The sequence below is a fragment of the Alteromonas sp. H02 genome (genome assembly GCF_059682525.1).
Window position 1 is genome coordinate 1,837,097 of sequence record NZ_CM185021.1, and the last position, 23,035, is coordinate 1,860,131.

The window sequence follows — 23,035 nt, forward strand, 5'->3', positions numbered from 1 at the left end:
ACGAGGCTGACATGGATTTTGTGACCCTGCAGGCGCGATTACGGCCAGGAAGTATTGCTGTTAACGATGTCACTCACCAACGAACCTGGACTTACACCGAGTTCGATACCACCATTAACCGGCTGGTTAGCTGGTGTCAGGTTAATGGCCTGAAGCAGGGTGACAGAGTGGCTTGTCTGTCTAAAAACCGGGCTGAGCTGGTGGCGCTTCACCTGGCTTGCGCCCGGGCCGGATTGTTATTTGTACCGTTAAACTGGCGGCTGGCTAAAGAAGAGCTGGAAGCACTTATAAGTGACTGCACTCCAGCGATTCTGATTGGCGATGAAACCGCGGCAACCATGCAGTTCAGCCACTATGACATTAATCAGTTGCTGAGCGACAGTCAGAGCTTAAGTGCTGCCGGGTCTGACTACGATGAGCATGCACCATCGCTTATTTTGTACACCTCCGGAACCACGGGTAAACCCAAGGGTATAATGCACAGCGAAGCTACGCTGATGGAAACCACTCTGAACATGACCCAGCTTGGCCATGTGAATGAGCACAGTGTGTTTTTATGTGAAACGCCAATGTTTCATGTGATTGGCCTGGTGTCCTGTGTTCGTCCGGCACTTTACTGTGGTGGCAGCCTGGTGATTTCGGATGCCTTTGAGCCGGGCCGCACACTGAGCAGGCTGGCCGATGAAACACTTAAGATAAGCCATTACTTTTGTGTGCCGCAAATGGCCAATATGCTGCGTCAGCACGACCAGTTTGATGTGAGCAGCCTGCAAAACCTTAAAGCCTTACTGACCGGTGGGGCACCCCATCCCGAAGTGCAAATCCGCGCCTGGCTCAATGATGGTATCCCCATTGTGGATGGCTACGGCATGAGCGAAGCCGGCACGGTATTTGGCATGCCGTTTGACCTCGAACTGCTGGATAAAAACGCCGGCTGTGTTGGCCTTGCGACACCGAGGGTAAGGGTGCGCCTTACCGACGAGCAGGGTAATGAGGTGGCCGAGGGTGAAGCCGGCGAAGTGGAAATTAAAGGCGGTAACTTGTTTGTTGGTATCTGGCAGCAGGAAGCCATGTACAAACAATGCTTTACTGCAGATGGCTGGTTTAAAACCGGAGATATGGCGGTATGCAACCAAGCCGGTTTCTATCGTATTGTGGATCGCAAAAAGGATATGTTTATTTCCGGCGGCGAAAATGTTTATCCGGTAGAAGTGGAAGGAGTGGTACTGAAACATCCTGCGGTGAAAGATTGCGCTTTGATTGGCGTTCCCGATGAACGGTGGGGCGAGGTTGGCCACCTGTTTGTGGTACCCTTTAACGAACGCGACTTTGCTGATGAAGAGCAATTTCTGGCTGGCCTGAATGACCATCTTGCCCGCTATAAAGTGCCTAAATATGTCACTCTGACCGACACTATTCCTCGCAATGGCGCCGGTAAAATTTTGCGCACGGTGTTGCGTGAACAGGTAGTTCATTTGCTGACACAGCACTAACTGTCTTCTCAAACCTTACAGTACCGGATAAAGCGCTAAATCCGGTGCTGACCTCCCGGCTTTACTACCATTAAAAAGCAAAAGTCCGTATAATCCCGCGAAAACGTAAGGCCTGAGTTTTGCCAGCAAGGCAAGGATTACTGTAATCACGCTCAGGGCCAGCTCCCGAATAAAAATCAGGTTTAGTGAATGACCCAGCTGCTAGAAGAAATTAAGCGTCGTCGCACGTTTGCGATCATTTCGCACCCTGATGCCGCCCAGCCTTTCAACGCTTAAAACCACCTTTCATTGCACACCACAATCACATCTCTACGTACTGAATTTAAAGGCTTTTTGTCTTTTTCTCGTTTCTTTGCATTTCAATGATGTTCAAGCGTAACCTCGGAAAGTGTGTACAAACTTGAGTACAAATTCCGTTTTAGAGGCCTTTGGCGAAATTTCCATGACACAAATCTGGCTGTAGGCCTTGCTGTTACTGGTTTTGATGAAGAAAGTACCTCCTGCTTTTGGCACTTTGGTTTCGACATTACAAAAGCGGAATAAATGCGATCATCTCTAGTTTTTTGTTTATAAGCTTATGAATTTAAAGGGTTAGTCATTGTGGTTTTTGGTGTGTCATCGTTGCGAGTGTACAAACAGTGTATACAAATTTTTCTCGTTAGGCGTGTTGATTGCTATTCATGACACAAACCGCCTTGTAGCCCTTGTTATTCATAGGTTTGAGCTGAAAAGTACCTAATAGCAACATTTGTGTTTTGATAAGGCTGATCTTCTGTACAAATCATGCATCTTTCTGACCATCAACAAGTGATGAATCAGGCGATGATAGCTTTACATTGATTTTCAGGAGAATGCAGATGACAGCAGTAGCTCACCAAGTAACCCCTTTTCTAACGTCTTACGAAGTGATGGCTCGTTACCACATTAGCTATACGACGCTTTGGCGAAGAATAAAAGATGGCAGCTTGCCGCAACCTCGTATCAACCGAAATACACGAAACAAGCTGTGGCACATTGAAGACCTAGAAGAGTATGAGAAGAAAGAGGACTGAGCCTCTTTCTTTTATTTTACTGTCCGAAACGCCAGTTGAATGGAAAGCCTGTCGGCTCGATGATGGTTTCTAGCTGTTGATACCAAACGTCGTAAGCATGACGCATTTCATCCAGGTACTGATATTGGTTGTAGATAGCATCCAACCCTTTTTTGCTGTGGCCAATCATCAACTCGGCAACTTCTTGCGTCGTGATGGCCGACATACGCGTTCGCATCGTTCTGCGAAGATCATGCATAGACCAATGTTCCATCTCAACACCAAGCGATCTGCGAGCCCAGATTTTCACATTGTTAGGAATAGTGGTATCAAAGCCATTTGTGGCAAGCTCTTCTTGTCCGTTCGCGGGAAACAAGTAAGTTGATTTACTCATCTGCATCGCCAGTTCAATCAGCTCAATAGCAGGCCTAATCAATGGCCGCATGATTGGCGCTCCAATTTTCTCACCTTGTTTACGGATCTCTATAGGCACTGTCCACATTGCAGATTGCAAGTCAAAGTGATGCTTTTCAGCTTGAATGAGTTCGCCCTTGCGACCGCCCAATAGCAGAAGCAGTTTTATGTAGATGCGGTTCTTCTCAGTGATTTTTGACTCGTGCAAATAGCGCCAAAGTATCCTGATCTCGTTGTCATTTAGCACCCGAGTTCGTTTGCCTTTCTTACCGCCGACCTTTTTTGCTGTGATCCCAGCGGCAGCGTTAATTTCCAAAATTGGTTCATCAATCAGCCAGTCATAAATCATGGGGTTTTAGTGGTTGTATATGCCTTTTGCAGGGCAAAATCATACTTGAATAAAATTTAAGCAAACAAGAGTTTTTCTCTGACTTCATCAGACCACGCCGCCTGCTTCAGCTTACCTTTCATACTGTCTTTAATAGGACTCAAGCGTGCTAAATTCATTGCAAAGCGGCGGAAGGTTGCCATATTTTCGGGCGCATCGCCGCGTCTGATGCGGGAGTCGTCCTCTCGATACGTCATATCCAGTACCCAATGTGATGCATTTTCTATCGACCAATGGCTGCGAATGGCTTTTGCAATTTGAGGTAAGTTAACCTCCAAGGAACTGATGTAATAAGCGGTCTCACTCGTTTCCTTATCTTTAAGGTAGCGTTTTCGGGTGACTTCAATGACCGACTTAATATTCGTCCAGCCTTGGCTTTGCGTCAACCAAGGCGTAATGGGTAGCTGAACGTAGGTACGCTCCTCGATGCGTCCATGACCATCATTGGTTAAGGTTAAACTGTTTGTTTTGATATCTTGTGGAGTATCACGCCGTGTCTTGTGGAAGTAAGCCGCTATTTCCGTTGCAAGTTTACCTTGGTTATTCTTGACTTGCAGAACGTAGTCGCCTCCTTTTGCATTAATGGCTTTAGCGACCTTCTTCAGGCAATGCATGGCATCGGCAGTGACAATACTGCCTTTTAACTCCAGTAATTCAATCAATTCCAGTACCGTCGACACTTCATTTTTCTTACCCTTCGATTTACATTGTGCGAGGACTAAACCTTGTTCCACCGCGTAGGCCGACACGCTGTGAAGGGCGGTTTTCCTATCACCATCGAATGAATGGCGAAGCGTTTTACCATCAAACGCAATCACGGGCTGCCCTTGGTCTTCACGGATTTCATTCACCCAGCTAATGAAGCACGTTAGCAAGGCGTTGGGCTCTAGCGAACTGATAATACGGGCAATGGTATCATCGACGGGTACGCCTTCTTTAAAATCCCTGAACTTACGCAACCAATCCAGTTTGCTGTCCCCAAATTGCTTGATGTCTTTCCATCCCTCTGCACCAGAAAGAATGGCCACCACAGTGAGAAAAATCACATCAAGTAGGTCATGTTTCTTATTGATATGAGAGCGTTTATCTTCAAGTGACTCAAAATGGGTAATAAATGACATCTGTGCTAGCCTAAAAAGCTAGATTTGATCACAGATGCGCTAGTTAACGCAAGTCAGAGTATGATCTTGCCCTGATGCCTTTTGGCATATATACTATCTTTTTCACTGTAGATCAGGGCAAGATCGTACTTTTGTTAAATTACTCTGATATCTGATCGATTTAATTCGTTATATTTATCATCATTAGTGTGATCAAATAGTTTTTTTGATGACACGAGTTAATTATGAGTTTTCTAAGCCATTTTTCAGAAGTTACCGATCCCCGCACGCAAATTAATGTTCAACATGACTTTATTGATGTGATATTTCTGACTGTGAGTGCAGTCCTTTCTGGAGCAGAGGGTTGGAGCGATATAGAAGTGTTTGGTCGAGATAAACTTGATTGGTTGCGCCAATACCGTCCCTTTGAAAACGGCATTCCTGTTGACGATACCATTGCCCGAATTGTCCGAGTAATATGCCCTGAACAATTAAATAAAGCCTTTATGAATTGGGTGAATGAAGTGCGTGTTGAAACGGGTAAGCCTCAAATTGCCATCGACGGTAAGACACTTCGTCATTCCTACGATGGCGATAAGCAAACGGCATTACATAGCATTACCGCCTGGAGCAAAGATGCAGGTTTAGTGCTTGCGCAACTGAAGTCATCGGGCAAGAAAAATGAGAATGCTTCGGTATTGGACCTACTCGACACGCTTAATATTAAAGGCGCTCTTATCAGTGCAGATGCCATGAACTCTCAGAAAAAGATAGTCGAGAAAATCAGCTCGGAGAACGCAGATTATGTGCTCTGCATCAAAAATAACCACAAACAACTACGCGATGAAATTGCCGCCTATTTCCATAAGGTAGAGAGGGATAATCCCGCTTGGATTGCCTGTAATGAACAGACTGATTCTGGCCATGGACGAATTGAAGTACGCCGGTGCCAGCAACTAAGAGTCAGTGAGTGGATAAGTGAAGCACAGCACTGGAAAGGTATACGCAGTGTTATCAAAATAGAGCGAGAGCGCCACCTTAAAGACAAAGAGGTGAGCACTGAAACGCAATATTACATCAGTTCACTGGATATTGACCCCGTTGCGGTCAACCAGGCTATCCGAGCACACTGGGAAGTCGAAAATAAAGTCCACTGGGTGTTAGACGTGACGTTCAAAGAAGATGATAGCCGAATACGCAAAGAGGACGGAGCGGAAAATGTCGGAGTGATTAGGCGGTTTTGTTTGAATATGGCTCGTTTACACCCCAAGAAAGCCAGCATGAGAAGCAAACTCAAAATGGCTGGCTGGGCCGATGAATTCAGAGCAGAGCTTATTTTTGGGTAAAAGTATGCGGTTGCCCTGCACTGTAGATAAAATCAACACTGTGAAAAATTAATCAAGGAGTGGAGCTGTGTACAGAATACTTTTAACACTTATGCTTGCAGGTGCATTATTAGGTGTATCGAACGCGGCAATAGCGGATATAGAGAGTGAACTAGTAACTTACCGCATTGTAACGGAAGATTCAGAAGAAATCCGCGAGGAAACTAACGCGGTTTCCCCAAATGATGTTATCGAATATGAGCTGCGTTACACGAATGTATCTGAACGCCCAATAACAGGGTTGCGTATTGTAGGCCCTATTCCAACCGAAACAACTTATATAGCTAACTCTGCAAGCGCTTCAATTATGACCTCTCTTGAGGTGAGTATTGATGGCGGGACTTCTTTTGCAGCTGAGCCTCTGATTGTTACAGATAGCTCTGGCACGCAAACAGAAATATCTGCGGATGAATACACTCAAATTCGGTGGAATTCCTTAGTTGGAATTCAACCCGGAGAAACACACGTATTTACATATCGCGTAGTGGTGAACTAATTGCTAACGGTTTGTTGTGTGTATTAGAGAGCGAATTGGTAGTTCTATTCGCTCAAAATAGTAACAGCCCTTGGTGCTAAGCGCTTTCGTGAAAAATAGAGAAATAAATTATGACGAACTTTAAGTCCAACAGCTCTCACGTTGGAAGATTTGTTCTTGCTTTAGGTGTGCTTTTGTTAATGCTTGTTGCACAAGCATCTGCAATGGCAGCTACGCCTGCGGGAACCGATATTCGAAACAGAGCTACCGTTACTTATGAGGATGTTAACGGTAATCAATACTCGGCTCAATCAAATGAATCAATTGTTACGGTAGCTGAAGTATATTCAGCAACAATTGAAAACGATAGCAACCTGAATGGTGCACCAGGGCAAACGGTTTACTTTAGCCATACCCTTGTAAATACAGGTAACGCAATCGATACCTTTAACCTCTCTGGTTTTGCTGGGTCTGATGCAGCAACTCCGGGTGCAGCCTACAGCGTGTATCTGGACCAGAACGGTAATGGTTTGCCAGATGCGGGCGAATCTATTGTTACTCAAGTTACGTTAAACCCAAATCAGCAAGTACAGCTGATTCTTGCTGTGCCTGTTCCTGCGGCAGCAACGCTAGGTACACAAATAGATTCCACTATACTTGTGCAATCTGTTGGCGGTGGTGCGGGTGTGGTTCTCGATATCGGAACGAACAGCGATGCTGGTACTTATGATTCAGATAGCGATGGTACACCTGATGGTAACGATAGCCTAAACAACGTAGTTACGGTTACTACGGATGCCGTTTTAGTTGCAACTAAAACAGCGGTAGTAAACGCAGATACTAACACTGTTCGCTATACCTTACAAGTAGCTAATACGGGTGGGAATACGGCTGAGAATGTAAATATATTCGATACTATTCCGACTAATAGTAGCTTTGTGGAAGTAAATGCAATTAATGGTTTGTTAGCATCTAATGGCGATACATTCCGTGATGCCGCCGGCGTTGATACGGCAATACCAAGCGATCCTACTACTATTGTGCTAACCGAAGTTGATGAGCCTGCGGGCATTGATATGAACGGTAACGGTATATCGGGTGAAACTGCGGTTGATGGTATTTTCTTCAACAATGCTTCGATGGCTCCGGGTACTACGGTATCAATTACTTTCACAGTATCATTTGACCCAACTGCAGTTAGTGCAGGTTCACAAATTCGTAACGTGTTTGTTGCGCAAGGTGATACTGATGGCGGTGGTACTCCAAATGATCCGGTACCTTCGAATAGCACAACAACTACTGTAGGCCAAATCTACACGGTTGATGTATCGGATACTGGTGATGCAGCGGACGACGATGGCTCAGTTAACGATATCGCGCGTCAAGATACTGCTGGTGCTGGTTCTACTGTTGGTTTTGCTAACGTGATTACCAACAATGGTAACGGTACAGACATTATCGATTTTGAACTTTTGAACGACGCAGGTGCGGCTTATGCCGGCGCTACTGCGCTTCCTGCGGGTGCGCAAGTGTTCCCTGCGGGTACACAGTTCTCATTCTGGAACGAAGCAGGAACAGTGCAGTTAACCGATACCAATGGTAACGGCCGTGCTGATACTGGCGAGCTGGCTCCAGGCGCAAGTTTACGTATCCAAGTAAAAGCACAACTGCCGGCTGGATTTTCTGGTACCGGACCTTTTGTTGCGACGATGCGTGCTACATCAGCAAACGATCCTTCGGCCACTCCAGCCAGTAACACTAAACTTGAAGTTTTAGGTCAAATCTCAGCTCCAACAGTGGATTTGGCAAACAGCTATAGTGTTGATCTTGTTGATGCTGGCGTGGATGCTGATGCATTTAGTGCAACTACACCAATCACGACAGAAACCGCACAGGTTGGTGGTACAGCCACGTTCCCATTGTTCTTAGCGAACAACTCGGGTAATTCGCAATCGTTTTTCTTACAGTCAACTTTGCCTGCGGGATGGTCGGTAACTTTCCGTGAGTTGGGTATTGATTCGAACGGCGATGGCGTTATTAACAATGCTGCAAATGCCGGGAATACGGTTTCTTCTTCACCGGCATTGCCAGGTGGCGCGGTTTATCACTATGAAGCAGTTGTACAAGTATCTGCAGTGGTATCGCAATCACTTGCTGAGTTTACAGGTGCTGTGGGTGGTGTGAACGGTGATGATATTGGTGGTGCGTATCCGATAATTTTCACGGTTGCCTCTACTTCTGATGGCGCTGTTACCGATACCAAGCTTGATGCGGTTGATGTTACGGCTAATCGGAATATTGATGTAACTCCGGATGGTGCGAACCAAATTCAACCGGGCGGTAATGTAACGTATTCACACATAATCGCAAACATTGGTAACTCAACAGAAGCACTTGAAATTACAGGCCAAAATAGCTTGGCTGCCGATGGTTGGTCGAACAACACGCAGTTGTTTGTTGATACCACCGGCAATGGCGAACCTGATGCTTGGGTGCAGATTAATAACCTAGTTACAGGTACTGTATTTGCTCGTTCACCTTCTGGCACGATTATGCAGATTGAGGTTGATAATAGTGGTGCAAACCCTGTAATCACCTTAGAGCCTGCACAGCGTTTAGATGTACGTGTAATTGTGTATGCTCCAGCGGCAGCACCAGCTGGCAATATCGATCAGTTTACTCTAACTGCTTCGAATGCCAACGTTACAGGCACAGCAATAGATAGTTCTGAAGTTATTGTTGGTCAGGTGCGTTTGCAAAAATCAGCTTTCGTTGACACGAGCTGTGCATGTGCAGGTGGATCGCCAACTTGGCCAGCTGATAACTTGTTTGAAGCAAATCCAAGTGGAACGGTATTACCAGAGCAGTGCATTGTTTGGCGCTTAACAACGGTGAACGAAGGTAGTGCAGCAGCGCAAAACGTTGTGATTTCTGATGCAACAACTGCCTTTACAACCTTCCAGAATGCTCGTGATGCAATTCGTTTATCTGATGGTAATGCTGTACCTAATAGTGGTACAGCTCCTGAAGTTAATTGGAATGTAGGTAACTTGCCTTCGGGTGACCAAGCCACAGCTCAATTCTGTGTAGTGGTTAATTAATACTTAAAGCCGTTGTGCGCGCTGTGTGAATACAGTGTGTGCAACGGCTTTATTTTTTAATGCGCTCTTGGAACGAGAGCTTATTAAAAAATAAGAAATAAAAAACTAAAATTATAACTTTGTTACCTGGATGGTACAGGCATGTGGAAAGCAGCAACCTACACGTTTTATGCTTTATTGCTGTTGGCAAGCTTTGCAGTGGATGCAAATACGCCACCGAATACTGCAATATACAATCAAGCGCACGCTTCTTATTATGACGAAGAGTTTGGCATTACTCATGAAGTGATTTCGAATACTTCGCGAGTGATGGTTGGACATAGCTATAGTTTTATTCTTGATGACGAGAAGATAAAATATGTTGCCCCCGCGCAGCAAGTTCATTTTGACCACATTGTTACCAACACTGGAAACTCTATTGATAGCTACACGCTTTTGTTTGAAAACCTTGAAGGTGATGATGGCGAATTAGTAAATTTACGTGCTTACCATGACGTGAATGCTAACGGTGTTGTGGATGCTGGCGAACCAGAAATTAGTTCTATTCAAAATCTTGAACCTGACGCTAGTGTTAATATCGTTGTACTCGGTAACACGCGAGCTAATCAACGGAATAATGATGAAATCGATATATTAGTGACGGTAACATCGCAGCATGATGCGAGCGATGTTAAAGCAGTTACCGATAAAGCGATTGTTCGTGAAGGTGCGATTTTTACTTTAAATAAATTCTCTCACCAGCAATGTGAAGCGCCATTAACGGCCGGAGAGTTGATTCATTACAGCATTGAATTTTCTAATACAGGCACCTCACTTCCAAGCCCGCGGACGATTTCACTTGACGGTGTGCCTTATCAAGGCGTTGTGTTGGAGGATAAAATTCCAGCAAATACTTTCCTACTTCCTAATCAAGATTTAGATGTTTCACCTATTCAAGCTATTCCATTGGTGCGCTTGAGTGGCTCTGAATCGCAAAACTGGCAGCCATACGAGAGTTGGGATGGCACGGTTCCCGCCGTGAGTTTTGGATTGCTTATTCCGGTTGCGAACGTGCAGCCTAACCAATCGGGTAGTGTTTCTTTTGCGGTTCAAATAGAGCCCGGTGTTTCTAATAACACAATGATATACAACCAAGCTGAAATTGACTTTTCGGGTACGAACAGTGACATTTTATTTTCGAATCGAGTGTGTAACTCAGTAGCCGCCCAGAATGTACCCGAGATTCGTTTTCAATCTGCTCGGCCAGAAATGGTGGCAAGTGGGCAGGTGAAACATAGTAATGATGCTCACTTTATGGATACCAGCATATATTCGATGCCCGGTGAGCAAAGTTATGATGCGTTGCTGGATGGTGTTTTTCTTCGATTAGTAGCCTCTCAACTAAATCGGGATCTTGATAAACACGATTTCGTTCACGAAAATGGCGTTGAACTTTTATTAGCACGGGTTGAATCACAGCTGAGTGGTGATTCGGTTCAAGTAGTCATGAAAGAAACTGAACGGAATTCAGGTGTATTTAGAAGCTTGCAACCATTGGTTCTTAGCGGTATTCGTACAGCCGATGGTGAAATATGTTCGAGCAGTGCAACTGCCGCATCGGCTTTCGAATTCACATCTACTACTACTACCAACGAAGTTCTAGGCCAAGGTTGTTATTTGAACAGCGCTTTTGGCGATATTCTGAATGTTACGTTTGATGTGCCAGTTGAACAGGCTGCTGGCTTTGGCCAACGCATGATTCGCGTTTCTGATGTTGCTGCAGTTGAACCTTCGGGGCGTGTTTTTGATACGTCTTCGGGGAAAGCGGTTAATGGCGCACTGGTAAGCTTGTTTCAATCGAAGCAAGTGTTCTCGAATGCAGGCCCTAGTGCATGTGCATCGCTTACTGCGGAAGACTTTGAACCTGCTCGAGATCGATTTACTGGTGAGGTAATTCCTGCGTTCGATAGTGGGAGCATGAACCGAAGTGGGAATTCCGATGGATTGTACAGTTTTGCGCGTGCGGCAACAGACCATTGCTATTACATTGGTGTAACTCCGCCTGATGGCTATGAGTTTCCATCAAGTGTTTCACCTATTTCCTTACGCGCATTTTCTTCAAACTTAGGCGAGCATTCTTATGGCTTAATTGGTTACCTCGGTGACGGTGGTAGATTACAGCCTGTTGGCGACGGAATGACCACTACCAACGAACAAGGGGACTCAAAAGGGGCTTTTTCTCTTGGTTTAGCTTGGTTTCCTGATATTCCATTAGACCCTGAAGATTCACTTGTGGCGGGTGAATTGTTTCTAGAGAAAACGGTAGATACCGAAGTTATTGCTGCTGGTGATTATGTGTCTTATCGATTGAGTATTAGCAACTCAAGCGCTGTTCCGTTGTTAGGTTTCCGCATCGTTGATAAGCCTGCTTACGGGCTTCGCTACGAATCAGGGACCGCTCGAATGACAGTAGGGAACGGTGTGGCGATAGAGTTACCAGATCCCGTTCGTGATGAGGGCGGTTATTTAGTGTTTCCTCGAATACGTGATGAAAACGGGGCGAATTTATTATTGGAGCCAGGTGCTACGCTTGATATTACGTATGTAATGCGCGCGTCGGTAGCTGTAAATAATGGTCGATTAGTTAACCAAGCCAATGTAACTGCTCGTAACGAGGGTGGCTTTTTATTTACATCAAATGAAGCAGAAGCTTCAGTGACGGTTCGGAACGAGGGAGTTTTATCTGATCGCGGTATTATATTTGGTAAGGTGTTTGTAGATACTACGTGCTCAAGTACTCAGGAGCTCGGTGAGTGGGTTATTCCTGGTGTACGTTTGTATCTACAAGATGGAACATGGGTAGTAACCGACGAAGATGGCATGTTTAGTATTCACGGTTTACGCCCAGGTTTAAAAACACTTGCTGTCGACCCTGCCACAATGCCGGCTGGCGTTACTTTAAAACCGATCACAACACGTCACGCAGGAGATGGAACAAGCCGGTTCGTTGATTTAGTACCCGGAGAAATGCATCGAGCTGATTTTGCCATTGCGTGCCCTGATGCTCGGAATATCGTTCGTGTGCGGGCGGATATTGAAGCGCGTAGAGAAAACGCAAATAGTGAGTGGGTTTACGATAGTATTCTCGCCAATGATCCTCTGCGCAACAGAGCTGCTGGAACACGTATTCGAAGTGCCGGTGCTGGTGGTGATTTAGGTAGTGGCTTTTACGATGAAACGTTGAGCCGTGGTTTGGACCCGATGCGGTCTGCTGAGCGCGAGACGCCACAAACTTCAATAGCTGAAGGGCAACTCACTTCAGCGTTGGCCGATGCTCCTGAGATGCTTGAATCTGTTGATCAAGCTCGTATTATTACCAGTGAACAAGCAACAGCAGGCGTGGTACTGTGGCCTGAAAACGGCGTTAGCCGCGATGGCCGTTTGCAGGTTGTTGTGCAAGCGGGCGTTACACCAGAGTTGACTATTAATGGCAAGGCAGTAGCGAAAGAGCAGCTCGGTGAGCAAATCGAAAATATTTCTGAGCAAGGGCAAGTTGTAACTTGGTATGGCTTGCAGTTTACGCCAGGCGAGAACCATGTTGTTGTTCAAGCGGTAGACCCCTTTGGTAATTTACGCACGCTTATTGATACTATGATTGTGCGCCCGGGATCGGCAAAAGCCCTGCAGTTAACCGCTCAGGATGAACCGTTTTTTGCTGATGGCGGCACAACTCGTATGCCGATTACAATTGAGCTGTTTGATAGTGAGGGCTATCACGCAAGTGGTTCTAATGTAGTTACTTTATTAGGTAATGATTTACGTTTTGCGGAAGCGGATTTGCAACCGGATACCATGGGCCAACAGGTACGCATAGTTGATGGGAAAGGGACTATTCATCTACTTAGCTCTTTTCAAACAGGCTCTCGAGATGTGCATGCTCGCTTTAACGATTTGAACGACAGTATTGCGGTGCAGCAAATAACACCAGTCCGCGAACTTTTCGCTACGGGTTATATTTCAGCGAAAAAAGTTTGGGGTGATTTTACCAATAATGGTGATGTTCCAGCCGATATTGAATCAATCGAACAAGAACAATCGGGTTTAGAGAGCGGTATGTTTGTAACGGGCTCTGTAGGTGAACGTACAACCCTAACGTTGGCTTTTGATAGCGAACGCGCATTGAGTGATGAAGAAGAGATACGCCGTGATCTTAACCCTGGTGATTATTATCCGGTTTCTGGTGATGCATCTATTCGTGGGTATGATGCAAAAAGCCAAAGCCGTGTGTATGCTCGTGTAGAACGTGGTGCGAGTTCGTTACTTTGGGGCGATTTTGTTACTGATGCGAATACGGATTTCCAAGATGTTGGGCGTATTCAGCAAATTCTAACGGGGGCCAATCTCACTTTTGATAATCAAACGACTCGGCTTCAGTTGTTTGGTGCGAAAGTTGATTATCAGCAAGTAACTGAAGAAATTCGGGGTAACGGTACGGCATTGTTGTACCAAACTTCAGCGCCGCCAGTTCGTGAATCTGAAATTATAGAATTTATTGTTCGCGATAGAAATAATCCTGGATTAGTTATAGAGACACGGCCGCTGCGCCGAGGCGTTGATTACTCGATAAATTATTTCACGGGTGATTTACGTTTCTTTGATGTCATTCCCTCAGTTGACGATGAGTTCAACCCTGTATTTTTACGTATTACCTACAATGTTGATGGTAGCAGTGTGGATTACGATGTGTATGGTGCGCGCTTGCAGCATAAGCTTTCTGATTCTTTGACCCTAAGCGGCAGCTTCACTGAGAACTCACATGATATTGACGGTTATAGTTTATCGAGTGTTACTTCGCTTTATGAATTGGGGAATCGCACGCGTGCTTTTGCTTCATACGGGCGGATGCAAAATCTAATTGATGAAGATGGCGATGCTTTGAGCGTTGGTTTGCAACACCAATGGGAAAACGGCAGCTTTACTGATATTCGTTGGGCTCGCGCTAATGATGGCTTCCGTAATCCTACCTCAGGTATTGGTGAAGCTAGAGAAGAACTGCGCGCTGAACATGAACAGCAAATTTCTTCACGAACTTCTGCTCGATTTGAAGCTCGAAAAACACAAGATTTGAGCACTGATGCAGAACAAAGTAGCGTTGCTTTTCTCGCGCTACGCCAGTTTGATAATGTTCGGGCTACCGTAGGTTCGCGTGCTATTGAGCAGCGGGATACTGACGGGGATGATCGTTTTGGCACTTATATTTTAGGTCTGGCGAGTGGTTTTGATGTGTTTGGTAAACCGCTAACGCTTGGTGCGGAATATGAGCAAGCGTTTAGCGACTCAAGTAAGCAACGGATAGCCGCAGATGCTGATCTGGCGATTACGCAGAATACAGGTTTTTATGCTCGTTATGAGTTCTTGAATAGCATTGCGGGAATGAATCAAATTACCTCGGATGTAGAAACGGAGCAGTTTGTTGCGGGTGTTCGTACGCGGGCATTTAGTAATACCGACCTATTCTCTGAATACCGCTTGCGTGGTGCCCAAGATGGGCAGGACGTAGCGTTAGCGAATGGTGTTCGTTCTGCCTTTGAAATCGAACCAGGGTTAACTTGGAGCCCGTCGGTGGAATGGATTCGGGTACTTGATGGTAATGAGAGCCAAGCCGCTACGGCATATTCTTTAGGTTTCGAGGATATTCGGTCGGCGAATCGGCGAACGCTTGGACGAGTTGAAACTCGGTTCGGTAACGGCCGCCGTTATTACGGTGTTTCCTTGGCCAATATTTGGCGTATTTCGCAGAATTGGTCAGGTGTGATTCGGAATGATATGCGGGTTCAATATTCTGATACAGAATCACGAAATGGCGATCATATTGTAACGCTTGGTTTTGCTCGTCGGCCTCGACTCGATAACAAGCATCATTCAATGTTCATGTATCAATGGCGTAAACATTGGGGCGGCGATTTAGGGCCAGATCGCGTTGCTCATGTATTAAGCAATCACCATAACTTGGAATTGAAAGCCGATCTTGTGCTGTCGGGCCGAATTGGTGGTAAGTGGCAATCATTTGAGCAAAATGATTTAGCGCTAAGCAATGCTATTTATATTGCTGATGGTCGGGTTATTTGGGGTGTGACTCGGCGTTTAGATATCGATGTTCGCGCTGGTATTATGAGTGCTCGTGATGAGAATGAGCAACGCTTTAGTTATGGAATAAGCGCTAACTATTTGATTAGAAAGAATCTGCGTATGGGTGTTGGTTATAATGTACGTGGCTTTAAAGATAATGATTTAGATCCTGAAGGCTATAATGCGCAAGGCCTCCATATTGGCTTGGATTATAAAATTAGCGCTGATGATTTTGCCTGGATTGGCAATACAGCTGCCGGCATACGTTCGTTTATTGGAGCAAACTAATGAAAAAGAAACCATTATTGAGCATGTTATTTCTTGTGGGGGCTTTATCAGGTTGCGCCAGTATGGATGAACTGTATGCTGATTACGATTTAATGTGTGAAGCACCCCAAGCGCCTTTTAATTCTGTGGTGGTAGTAAACTCCATGATAGAGGAGATTACCACGCGTTGGGAGCCTGCGGTCTATTTTGGCTTTGATAGGGGCGAGTTAAACGATGCTGAGAAGCTGCGCTTACAGCCAAACTTAGACATCATGGCAGCGAACCCGGAGTACAAAATCAGTATGCAGGCGTTTACCGACCAGTTAGGTAATGCTGATTATAACTTGAGTTTAGCCAATGAAAGGTTACAAGCAGTGATCCGTTACTTTACTGAAAACGGAGTTTCACGAGATCGTATGGTGACAGGATCGGCAGGTCAGGAAATGTTGCTTTCAACGGATGACAATGTGTCTGAACGAGTTTACAACCGCCGTGTAGAACTGATGCTTTTAGATTCAAACGGGCGTCCGTTATCGCTACGAGTAGTTCAAGATGCAGATGAAGAGGCGTTTGTTGCGCCGGAACCAATTCGATAGGGGAAGTTGAGTGGCGATGCAAATAACAAGGTGGTTTTTCACAACTATATTGGTTGTATTATTCAGTGGGCTATCCTATTCCGCGGTAGCGGACGTAGTACCCGCTGGTACGGTAATTAAAAACCAAGCATCGGCAACATACCGTACTTGCATCGACGACTCATGCTCTCAGGCCACTGAAGAGCGGAGTATTACGTCTAATATAGTTGAAACTTTAATTCAGGGAGTGCCTGCATTTGAGTTTTTAACTGATCAACGCTTACCTGCTATTTCTGAACGACCGGTATACTTTGCACACACAATTTCGAATATTGGTAATGTTGCTGATAGATATCAGATTTGTGTGAGCGCGGTGGATGCTCAAGTTTCAGAGTGGCGCGTTTATGCTGATACTGATCTGGATGGCAGGCCTGACCCGGGTCAAATTTTATTGAGTAGTGATGATGGCAGCGCATGTTTACCCAACCTCACAAACTCAATAGATCCAAGTGAAACTTGGGGTTTAGTGATTGAAGTGATTGCGAATGGGGCTGCTGGCTCGGTTTTACTTTCTGCCATAGAACTTGAAGCAACTAGCTCTGATGACAATACCTTAAACCAAACGGTAGTTGATAGTGTTGAATTTATTGAAGGGCCTCTAATCGAGGTTTTGAAATCAATGCCTGTGCGTGTTGGAGGTTCCCCCAGTGGCCCTTATACGGTGCGTTTAGCGTATCGAAATGTTTCTAATTTCACAGCCTCGTCGGTGGTATTGGAAGATATTTTACCGACAACTTTTTTTGATGGACAAGGCCAACCGCAAACCGGTGGGTTTGAGTATGTGCCTGGTTCTGGCCGCTGGAGCCAAACGGGTAATACCGCTTTAACTGATGACGATGATGGCGTCGAGGGGGGAGGAACCGAACCCGCTTCCTATTGTGCATATGATGGCACAGCTGCAAATGTAGATTGTCAGGATAGAGTGCGGTTTGAATTAGCAACGTTACCGCCTGGTGGCGAAGGTTATATCGAATTTGCTGTACAGGTTGTTGGCGGTATTTCGACTGGTGGACGGATACTGAATATTGCAGGGTATTATTATAACAATGAAGACAATACCGTTGTGTATGCGCAAAGCGGTTCAGGGCCTGTAGGTGGCGCAATAACCCCGTTTGATACCAACGTAGTACCTTTTCAAATAAAATCATCCGCCACTGCTCCAAGCGTGGTTGTGAACGATAGCTCTACTGATATAAACATCGGTGTGGATGATAGTTTGGATTCGGGAAATCGCGTTGAGATCGCGGCAGCTGGGCAAGGCGCGGTGATTCGTTTTACTAACTATATTTGGAACACAGGTGATGGTGTTGATACCTTTGATTTAAATGTTGTTCGGGCACTGAACCGCGTTGGCGCTAGCTTAGCAAACCCATTTCCTGATAACGCCATTGTACGTGTGTTACAAGCAGATGGCGCAACGCCTTTGTTGGATACTTCGAACAGTGGCCGAGTAGATACCGGCCCTATACCTTTGCCTAATTTTGATACCGGTGCGTGTTCTGGCCGTTTTGTTACGAGCGCAGACAATACCCGTTGTGGTTTACCTGTAGTTGTTGAAGTGGAATTGCCGGCCGATGCAGTAGGTGGCCCTTATGAACTGACGTTAGCAGCTACCTCTAATGTTGATACTACTGTAACCAATGCGGTAAGTAATATCTTACTTTCTGTGGTACCGGCAACGGTTGATATCACGAATAATTTGCCGCTGAGTGCTGGAAGCGCGCCTGGTGCAGGTGTAGGCCCGGAACCAACAGCAGTAACCACGATTTCATTAATGCCGGGTAATACTGGAACGTTTACCTTGTATGTGAATAACACCGGTGATCGTCAAGACCAATATCAACTCGCTGCAAGTACCACTAACTTTGCGGCTGGTACTCTATATCCTGGGTGGCTCGTGAGTTTTTATCGCGATGGTGGGGCTGGGGATTGTACATCTCTGGGTAACGCGATTGATGTAACTGATATTATTCCAGCGGGCTCAGCCCAGTTGGTTTGTGCGCATGTGCAAACGGCTGCAAATGCTGAGGTTGATGTATATGATCTGTATTTTCGTGCGTCATCGTTGTTGAGTGCCGCACAAGATATTAAATTGGATGCGGTAGAAATACTCGGCGCGCCTGATATTTCATTTTCCCCAGATCAATTTAACCAAGTTGTTCCGGGTTCTAGTGTTAGTTATACCCATCAGATTAAAAATACAGGAACTGTACCGCTTTCGAGTATTCAACTCACAGCAACGCCACAGGCTGAAGATGACAATGGTTGGGCTGTATTGGTGTATGAAGATGATGGTAACGGTGTTTGGGGCCCAGAAGATGAAACAATACCTTTAGGTGGCGTTTTAGGAACTGATAATGGAGATGAAATTCTTTTACCTGGCGAATCAATTACCGTGCATGTACGAGTTTTTGCTCCTGCCTCGGCGGTGCTTGGGGATATTAATGTTAAAACGATTACCCTCACTACTACTGTAGGCACGGATACCTTAGAACGTTCGGTTACTGATAGTACATCAACGAGCCAAGGCAACACGCTTATCTTTAAAGAGCAAGCCTTGGATAGTAATTGTGATGGTGTTCCTGATGGCCCGTTGGCCTGCACGGGTGATAGCTGCTTTAGCACTAGTGTTTTCCCGGTGCACCCAGGGCAATGTGTTCTGTATCGTTTAACGGCCCGAAATCAAAGTGCTGAACCGGTATTTAATGTACTGATTAACGACCGAACTCAAGCTTATACCACTTATTTCCAGACGGCCCTTAATTGCAGTAGCCCAAGTGGTTCCTGTAATGCGGATGTAACGACACCGAATGATGGTGGTGTTGGCGATATTCAGGCAGATATCGGTGTATTGCAGGCCGGTGAGCAGGCCATACTCATTTTCGGAGTGAGAGTGCGCTAAAAATGAAAAAAAAATCAGTTAAAGCCGCGGTTCTTGCTGCTGGATCAATATCGTTGTTATCGGCTGTACATGCAGCAGACATTAATGCGTTGTTCAATACACCTGCGGGCAGGGCGCAAATGGCTAATGCTCTTTTGGGACCTGCAGAATTTAGCGATGTTATCATTGAGAACTTGGTTGTTGAGCACGGGTTAACCGATTCAGGTAATGTTAACCGACAGCAAATAGGTTTTGTCCAGAATGCAGGGCCTTCGATTGGTATTACCCAAGGTATTTTGCTTGCTACCGGTTCTGTGAATGACATAGCTAGGCCAGCGAGCTTTTTCCTTGATCGAGCACTAGGCACGAGTGCTAATACCTTGCTTTCAAGTGTGGTGCAATCAACAGCCACGAACGACCCTGTGGTTATTTCTTTTGACGTAACCCCAGAACGGGACCGACTCAACCTTACTCTTGTATTTGGTTCTGAAGAATACCCTGATTATGCGTGTTCTCAGTATAATGATGCCTTTGGTATTTTCATCGAGGGTGGTGAATTTACAACGGCCAAGAATATGGCCATAGAACCAGGTAGTGGTACAACGATTACTATCAATAATATCAACGGTTCTACAATTGGCGAACCTAACCCGAGTGGGTCGGGAACATGTGGTAGTGCTCTTTTCTATAGGCAGAATTTACTCGCAACGCCTGCTGGAACCGATATCGCGTTGAACGGGTTTACCTCGCCAATAACGGTTGCTGAGCCGGTTACCCCAGGGGAAACGTATCGGGTTTCGTTAATTATTGCTGATGCCGTGGATGGGCGATATGACAGTGCCGCGTTTTTTGGGTTTCTCTCCAGTACTTGGAGTTTTGATGTTGATTTATCGCTTGATGTTGAAGTTTCGGGGGGCTTTATTGATGGAACGCCTTCATTTGAGTTCGGCCAAGAAGCGGTATTTGAATTAGTAGTAGAAAACCAAGGGCCCGCAGGTTCAGGCGCAGTTCAGGTAGAGTTCCCTTTTCCTTCCGATTTATTCAACTTCACCGAAGCTGTGGGCGAGGGTAGTTACGATGCAGGTACAGGATTATGGACTATTGGCTTTCTTCCTGCGAATGAAACACGGACTATTGAGATTAAAGGGATAGCAAACGCTCCAGGCTCTCGGGCTTTGTTTACGGAAATTATTTCGGGTACGGGGGAAGATCCAAATTCACGGCCAGGTAACGGCCCACGGACACCTGTGGAAGATGATGAAGCTACGATAAATCTGCAAGTTATTGAATCACCAGAAGTATGCCCAACGGGAACCGATATTACTGGCTCTGGCTTAGCTAGTTCTGGTTCCGGAGCGTTTTTAAGCACTATGTATTGGTTAGATTGGGGCTGCGGCACTCTTGATGAATTTAATCCGGGTGATTGGGTTTCGAAGCGTTGGGAATTTGGGAATGTAGAAATTCGCGCCTTGTTGGGGAATATTACTGCGCCACTGCAGCCTTATGTTTCCGGCACTTGGGCTGGCGATGCGTTTCAAATTGCGTATTCGGGAGTGAATCCGGTAGGTTTGGCGAATTTATCAGGAACAGGCCACTCTTTTGATATTGTTTGGGAAAAGCGCGTTAATGGTGTTCAAGTACCAATGGATTTGGTAGTGGTAGATGCCGAAAGTACGAATGCTGGTGAGCAGTTAGTAATGCGCTCGAATGGCGCCCCGTGGGAGTTAATTGAAGTTTCTCCTGGTGCTGATATAAGTATGGCGTGGGAGCTTGCTGGCCAACAAATTCGGGTAGCGCCTGCTGGTAGTGGTGGTGGTTCGTTTTTAGCGGTAACAAGTGATGTTTCTTTTACCTCGCAGCAGTTGATAGATCCCGGAATACAAGCTATCGGTTTTGGTGTTCCGGTACAGATTGATTTTGGCGACTTGCCCGCATCATACCCTGATAGTGGTGGCCATTATCTTCGTTATGAGGCTACTGCGGGCGGTAAACCAAGTACCGCAACACCTATAACATCGATTTCTCAGGCATCATGGCAGCCGCAAGCGGATACACCGTTTATCGGGGCTGTTCGACCTAGCCCTCGGCTTGGGCCAACAAATTCTGCGAATGCGGATGCTCACGTTGAAGATGAAGGCGTGTTATTACCTGCTCGTTTTGTTCCGGGAGAACAGACGACAATCAGTATTGAAGTAGATGAGGCAACTGTAGGTTCAGGTTACCTCCAAGGGTGGATAGATTGGAACCAAGATGGTTCATTTAACGGCATTGGCGAGCATGTTGTGATCAACCTGCGAGATAATGGTGCTGCGGATACTAATCCGGTAAATGGTATCATTACTGTTCAGGTATTCGTACCGCCGAATGCTCAACTGGGGAACACGTTTGCCCGCTTCCGTTTTTCGAGTGAGCAAGATATCCCGTTTTCGGACCAGTTAGCGCTTGATGGCGAAATTGAAGATTATGAGATAAATATTGGTTTCGAGCCTGATGGCGCAACGCTTCGCGGTATGGTTTTCAATGATAATGGCACAGGATCAGGCACGGCTCATAATGGCTTAATTGATGGTTCTGAAGTAGGCGTTGCGGGGGCGTTGGTGCGGGCATTTGCTGGCGTTACCGCTCCAGGTGAATGTAATACATCGGCTCCCGAGCTTGCGCGAACGGTTACTGCGGGTGATGGCAGTTGGCAATTGAAATTTGATATTGCTGATTCTGGTAACCAAGCTTGTATCTTGGTGCAACCGGCGGGTGGCGTTTTCTTGGTTAGTGAAGATGCGGGCACGGGCATTGTTGATTCGGCTGTCGCCGACGATGGGCAAATGAGTTTTGTGGTGCCCTCGGCGATCACGGTTTGGGAAGATATTAATTTTGGTGTTGTGCCTAAATCTGTGCTTGAGCCGGATAACCAAGGTGTTTCTGAGCCGGGCTCGTCTATCAATTATTATCATCGTTATAAAGCACAAACTTCAGGTGTTGTAGATTTCTCCGCTACTGTGGAGGCGCAATCGCCAAATACGTTAGATTGGGCGCAAACGCTGTATCAAGATCTATCGTGCTCGCAGAATGTTAGTGTGGGCGCGCCAATAACGAATATAAGCGTAGTGGCGGGTGATGAAATTTGTTTAGTACTGCGGGTATTTGTACCAGCAAATGCACCAGTTGGTGCGTTTCATCAAGTTCAGATTACTGCTGATAATGCGCTTTCGGGAACTGCGCGTGTGGATTCGGCTGTAGCTTTTGATAATACGGGTGTGCAGAGTGGGCGCTTACGGTTGGATAAGTTGGTGCGTAATATTGGTCCCGATGGTGTAAGCGGTACAGCCGATGATGTAGATACTGTAGGCTTATTGAGCAACCAGGCAAAGCCTTGTGATGTAATTCGCTACTCTGTTTTCTTTGCTAACGATGGGACAATGGATTTGGATGAGGTTGTAATTTACGACCAAGTACCAGCCTTCACTGAGCTTGCTCAGCCAATTTCCTGTCCGGGAACGCTGCCGAGTGGTATATCGGCTTGCCAAGTTGCAACTCCAAATGGAGCGAATGCTCAAGGATACGAAGGCGGATTGCAATGGCAGTTTACGGGGCAGTTGGGCCCAGGCGAGACCGGTGAGCTTAGCTTCGATGTTCGTGTGAAAGGCTTGCTTCCAAATACGGTTGGGGCGAGCTGCTCGGCATTATAGAAAATGGGGTCGTTGTCGCGTTTCTCTGGCACCAAAATTACTATGCGGCTTTAGCTGAACTTTCTAGCGCT

Annotated in this window: 10 protein-coding genes and 1 pseudogene; 9 read left to right on the forward strand and 2 right to left on the reverse strand. The window is 46.0% G+C overall.

Annotated features, from left to right (window positions below):
- The first annotated feature begins 11 nt into the window (after positions 1 to 11).
- Positions 12 to 1,493: an AMP-binding protein gene (locus AC566Q_RS08450; protein ID WP_499615714.1), complete on the forward strand. Its 1,482-nt coding sequence runs from the start codon at positions 12 to 14 to the stop codon at positions 1,491 to 1,493.
- Positions 1,494 to 2,350: 857 nt separating this feature from the next.
- A complete protein-coding gene (locus AC566Q_RS08455; protein WP_000127614.1) occupies positions 2,351 to 2,545 on the forward strand; it encodes a helix-turn-helix transcriptional regulator in 195 nt (64 codons plus the stop codon).
- 16 nt (positions 2,546 to 2,561) lie between these two features.
- On the opposite strand, the pseudogene AC566Q_RS08460 reads toward AC566Q_RS08455, so the two are convergent.
- Both AC566Q_RS08460 and AC566Q_RS08465 read right to left on the reverse strand, forming a co-directional pair.
- A pseudogene (locus tag AC566Q_RS08460) lies at positions 2,562 to 3,281 on the reverse strand (tyrosine-type recombinase/integrase); the annotation flags it as partial.
- Between the two features lie 62 nt (positions 3,282 to 3,343).
- Entirely contained in the window at positions 3,344 to 4,447 is a 1,104-nt protein-coding gene (locus AC566Q_RS08465; RefSeq protein WP_202941503.1) for an ISAs1-like element ISAma3 family transposase, read from the reverse strand.
- A 224-nt stretch (positions 4,448 to 4,671) separates the two neighbouring features.
- Between AC566Q_RS08465 and AC566Q_RS08470 the strand changes: the two genes are divergently transcribed.
- From AC566Q_RS08470 to AC566Q_RS08500, 7 genes are all read left to right on the forward strand, one after another.
- The gene (locus AC566Q_RS08470; RefSeq protein WP_123323549.1) at positions 4,672 to 5,772 is read left to right on the forward strand and encodes an ISAs1 family transposase; all 1,101 of its coding nucleotides are present in this window, start codon (positions 4,672 to 4,674) and stop codon (positions 5,770 to 5,772) included.
- 67 nt (positions 5,773 to 5,839) lie between these two features.
- Positions 5,840 to 6,307: a hypothetical protein gene (locus tag AC566Q_RS08475; protein ID WP_138602057.1), complete on the forward strand. Its 468-nt coding sequence runs from the start codon at positions 5,840 to 5,842 to the stop codon at positions 6,305 to 6,307.
- Between the two features lie 110 nt (positions 6,308 to 6,417).
- Positions 6,418 to 9,387, forward strand: coding sequence for a beta strand repeat-containing protein (locus tag AC566Q_RS08480; RefSeq protein ID WP_499615723.1), 2,970 nt, complete (start codon positions 6,418 to 6,420; stop codon positions 9,385 to 9,387).
- A 141-nt stretch (positions 9,388 to 9,528) separates the two neighbouring features.
- Positions 9,529 to 15,783, forward strand: a complete 6,255-nt coding sequence (locus tag AC566Q_RS08485) for a hypothetical protein (RefSeq protein ID WP_499615729.1) — start codon at positions 9,529 to 9,531, stop codon at positions 15,781 to 15,783.
- Entirely contained in the window at positions 15,783 to 16,358 is a 576-nt protein-coding gene (locus tag AC566Q_RS08490) for an OmpA family protein (protein WP_055022194.1), read from the forward strand. Before AC566Q_RS08485 ends, AC566Q_RS08490 begins: the two co-directional genes overlap by 1 nt.
- Positions 16,359 to 16,368: 10 nt before the next feature.
- Entirely contained in the window at positions 16,369 to 19,299 is a 2,931-nt protein-coding gene (locus AC566Q_RS08495) for a COG1470 family protein (protein WP_499615736.1), read from the forward strand.
- Between the two features lie 2 nt (positions 19,300 to 19,301).
- Entirely contained in the window at positions 19,302 to 22,964 is a 3,663-nt protein-coding gene (locus AC566Q_RS08500; RefSeq protein WP_499615739.1) for a CshA/CshB family fibrillar adhesin-related protein, read from the forward strand.
- Positions 22,965 to 23,035: the final 71 nt, after the last annotated feature.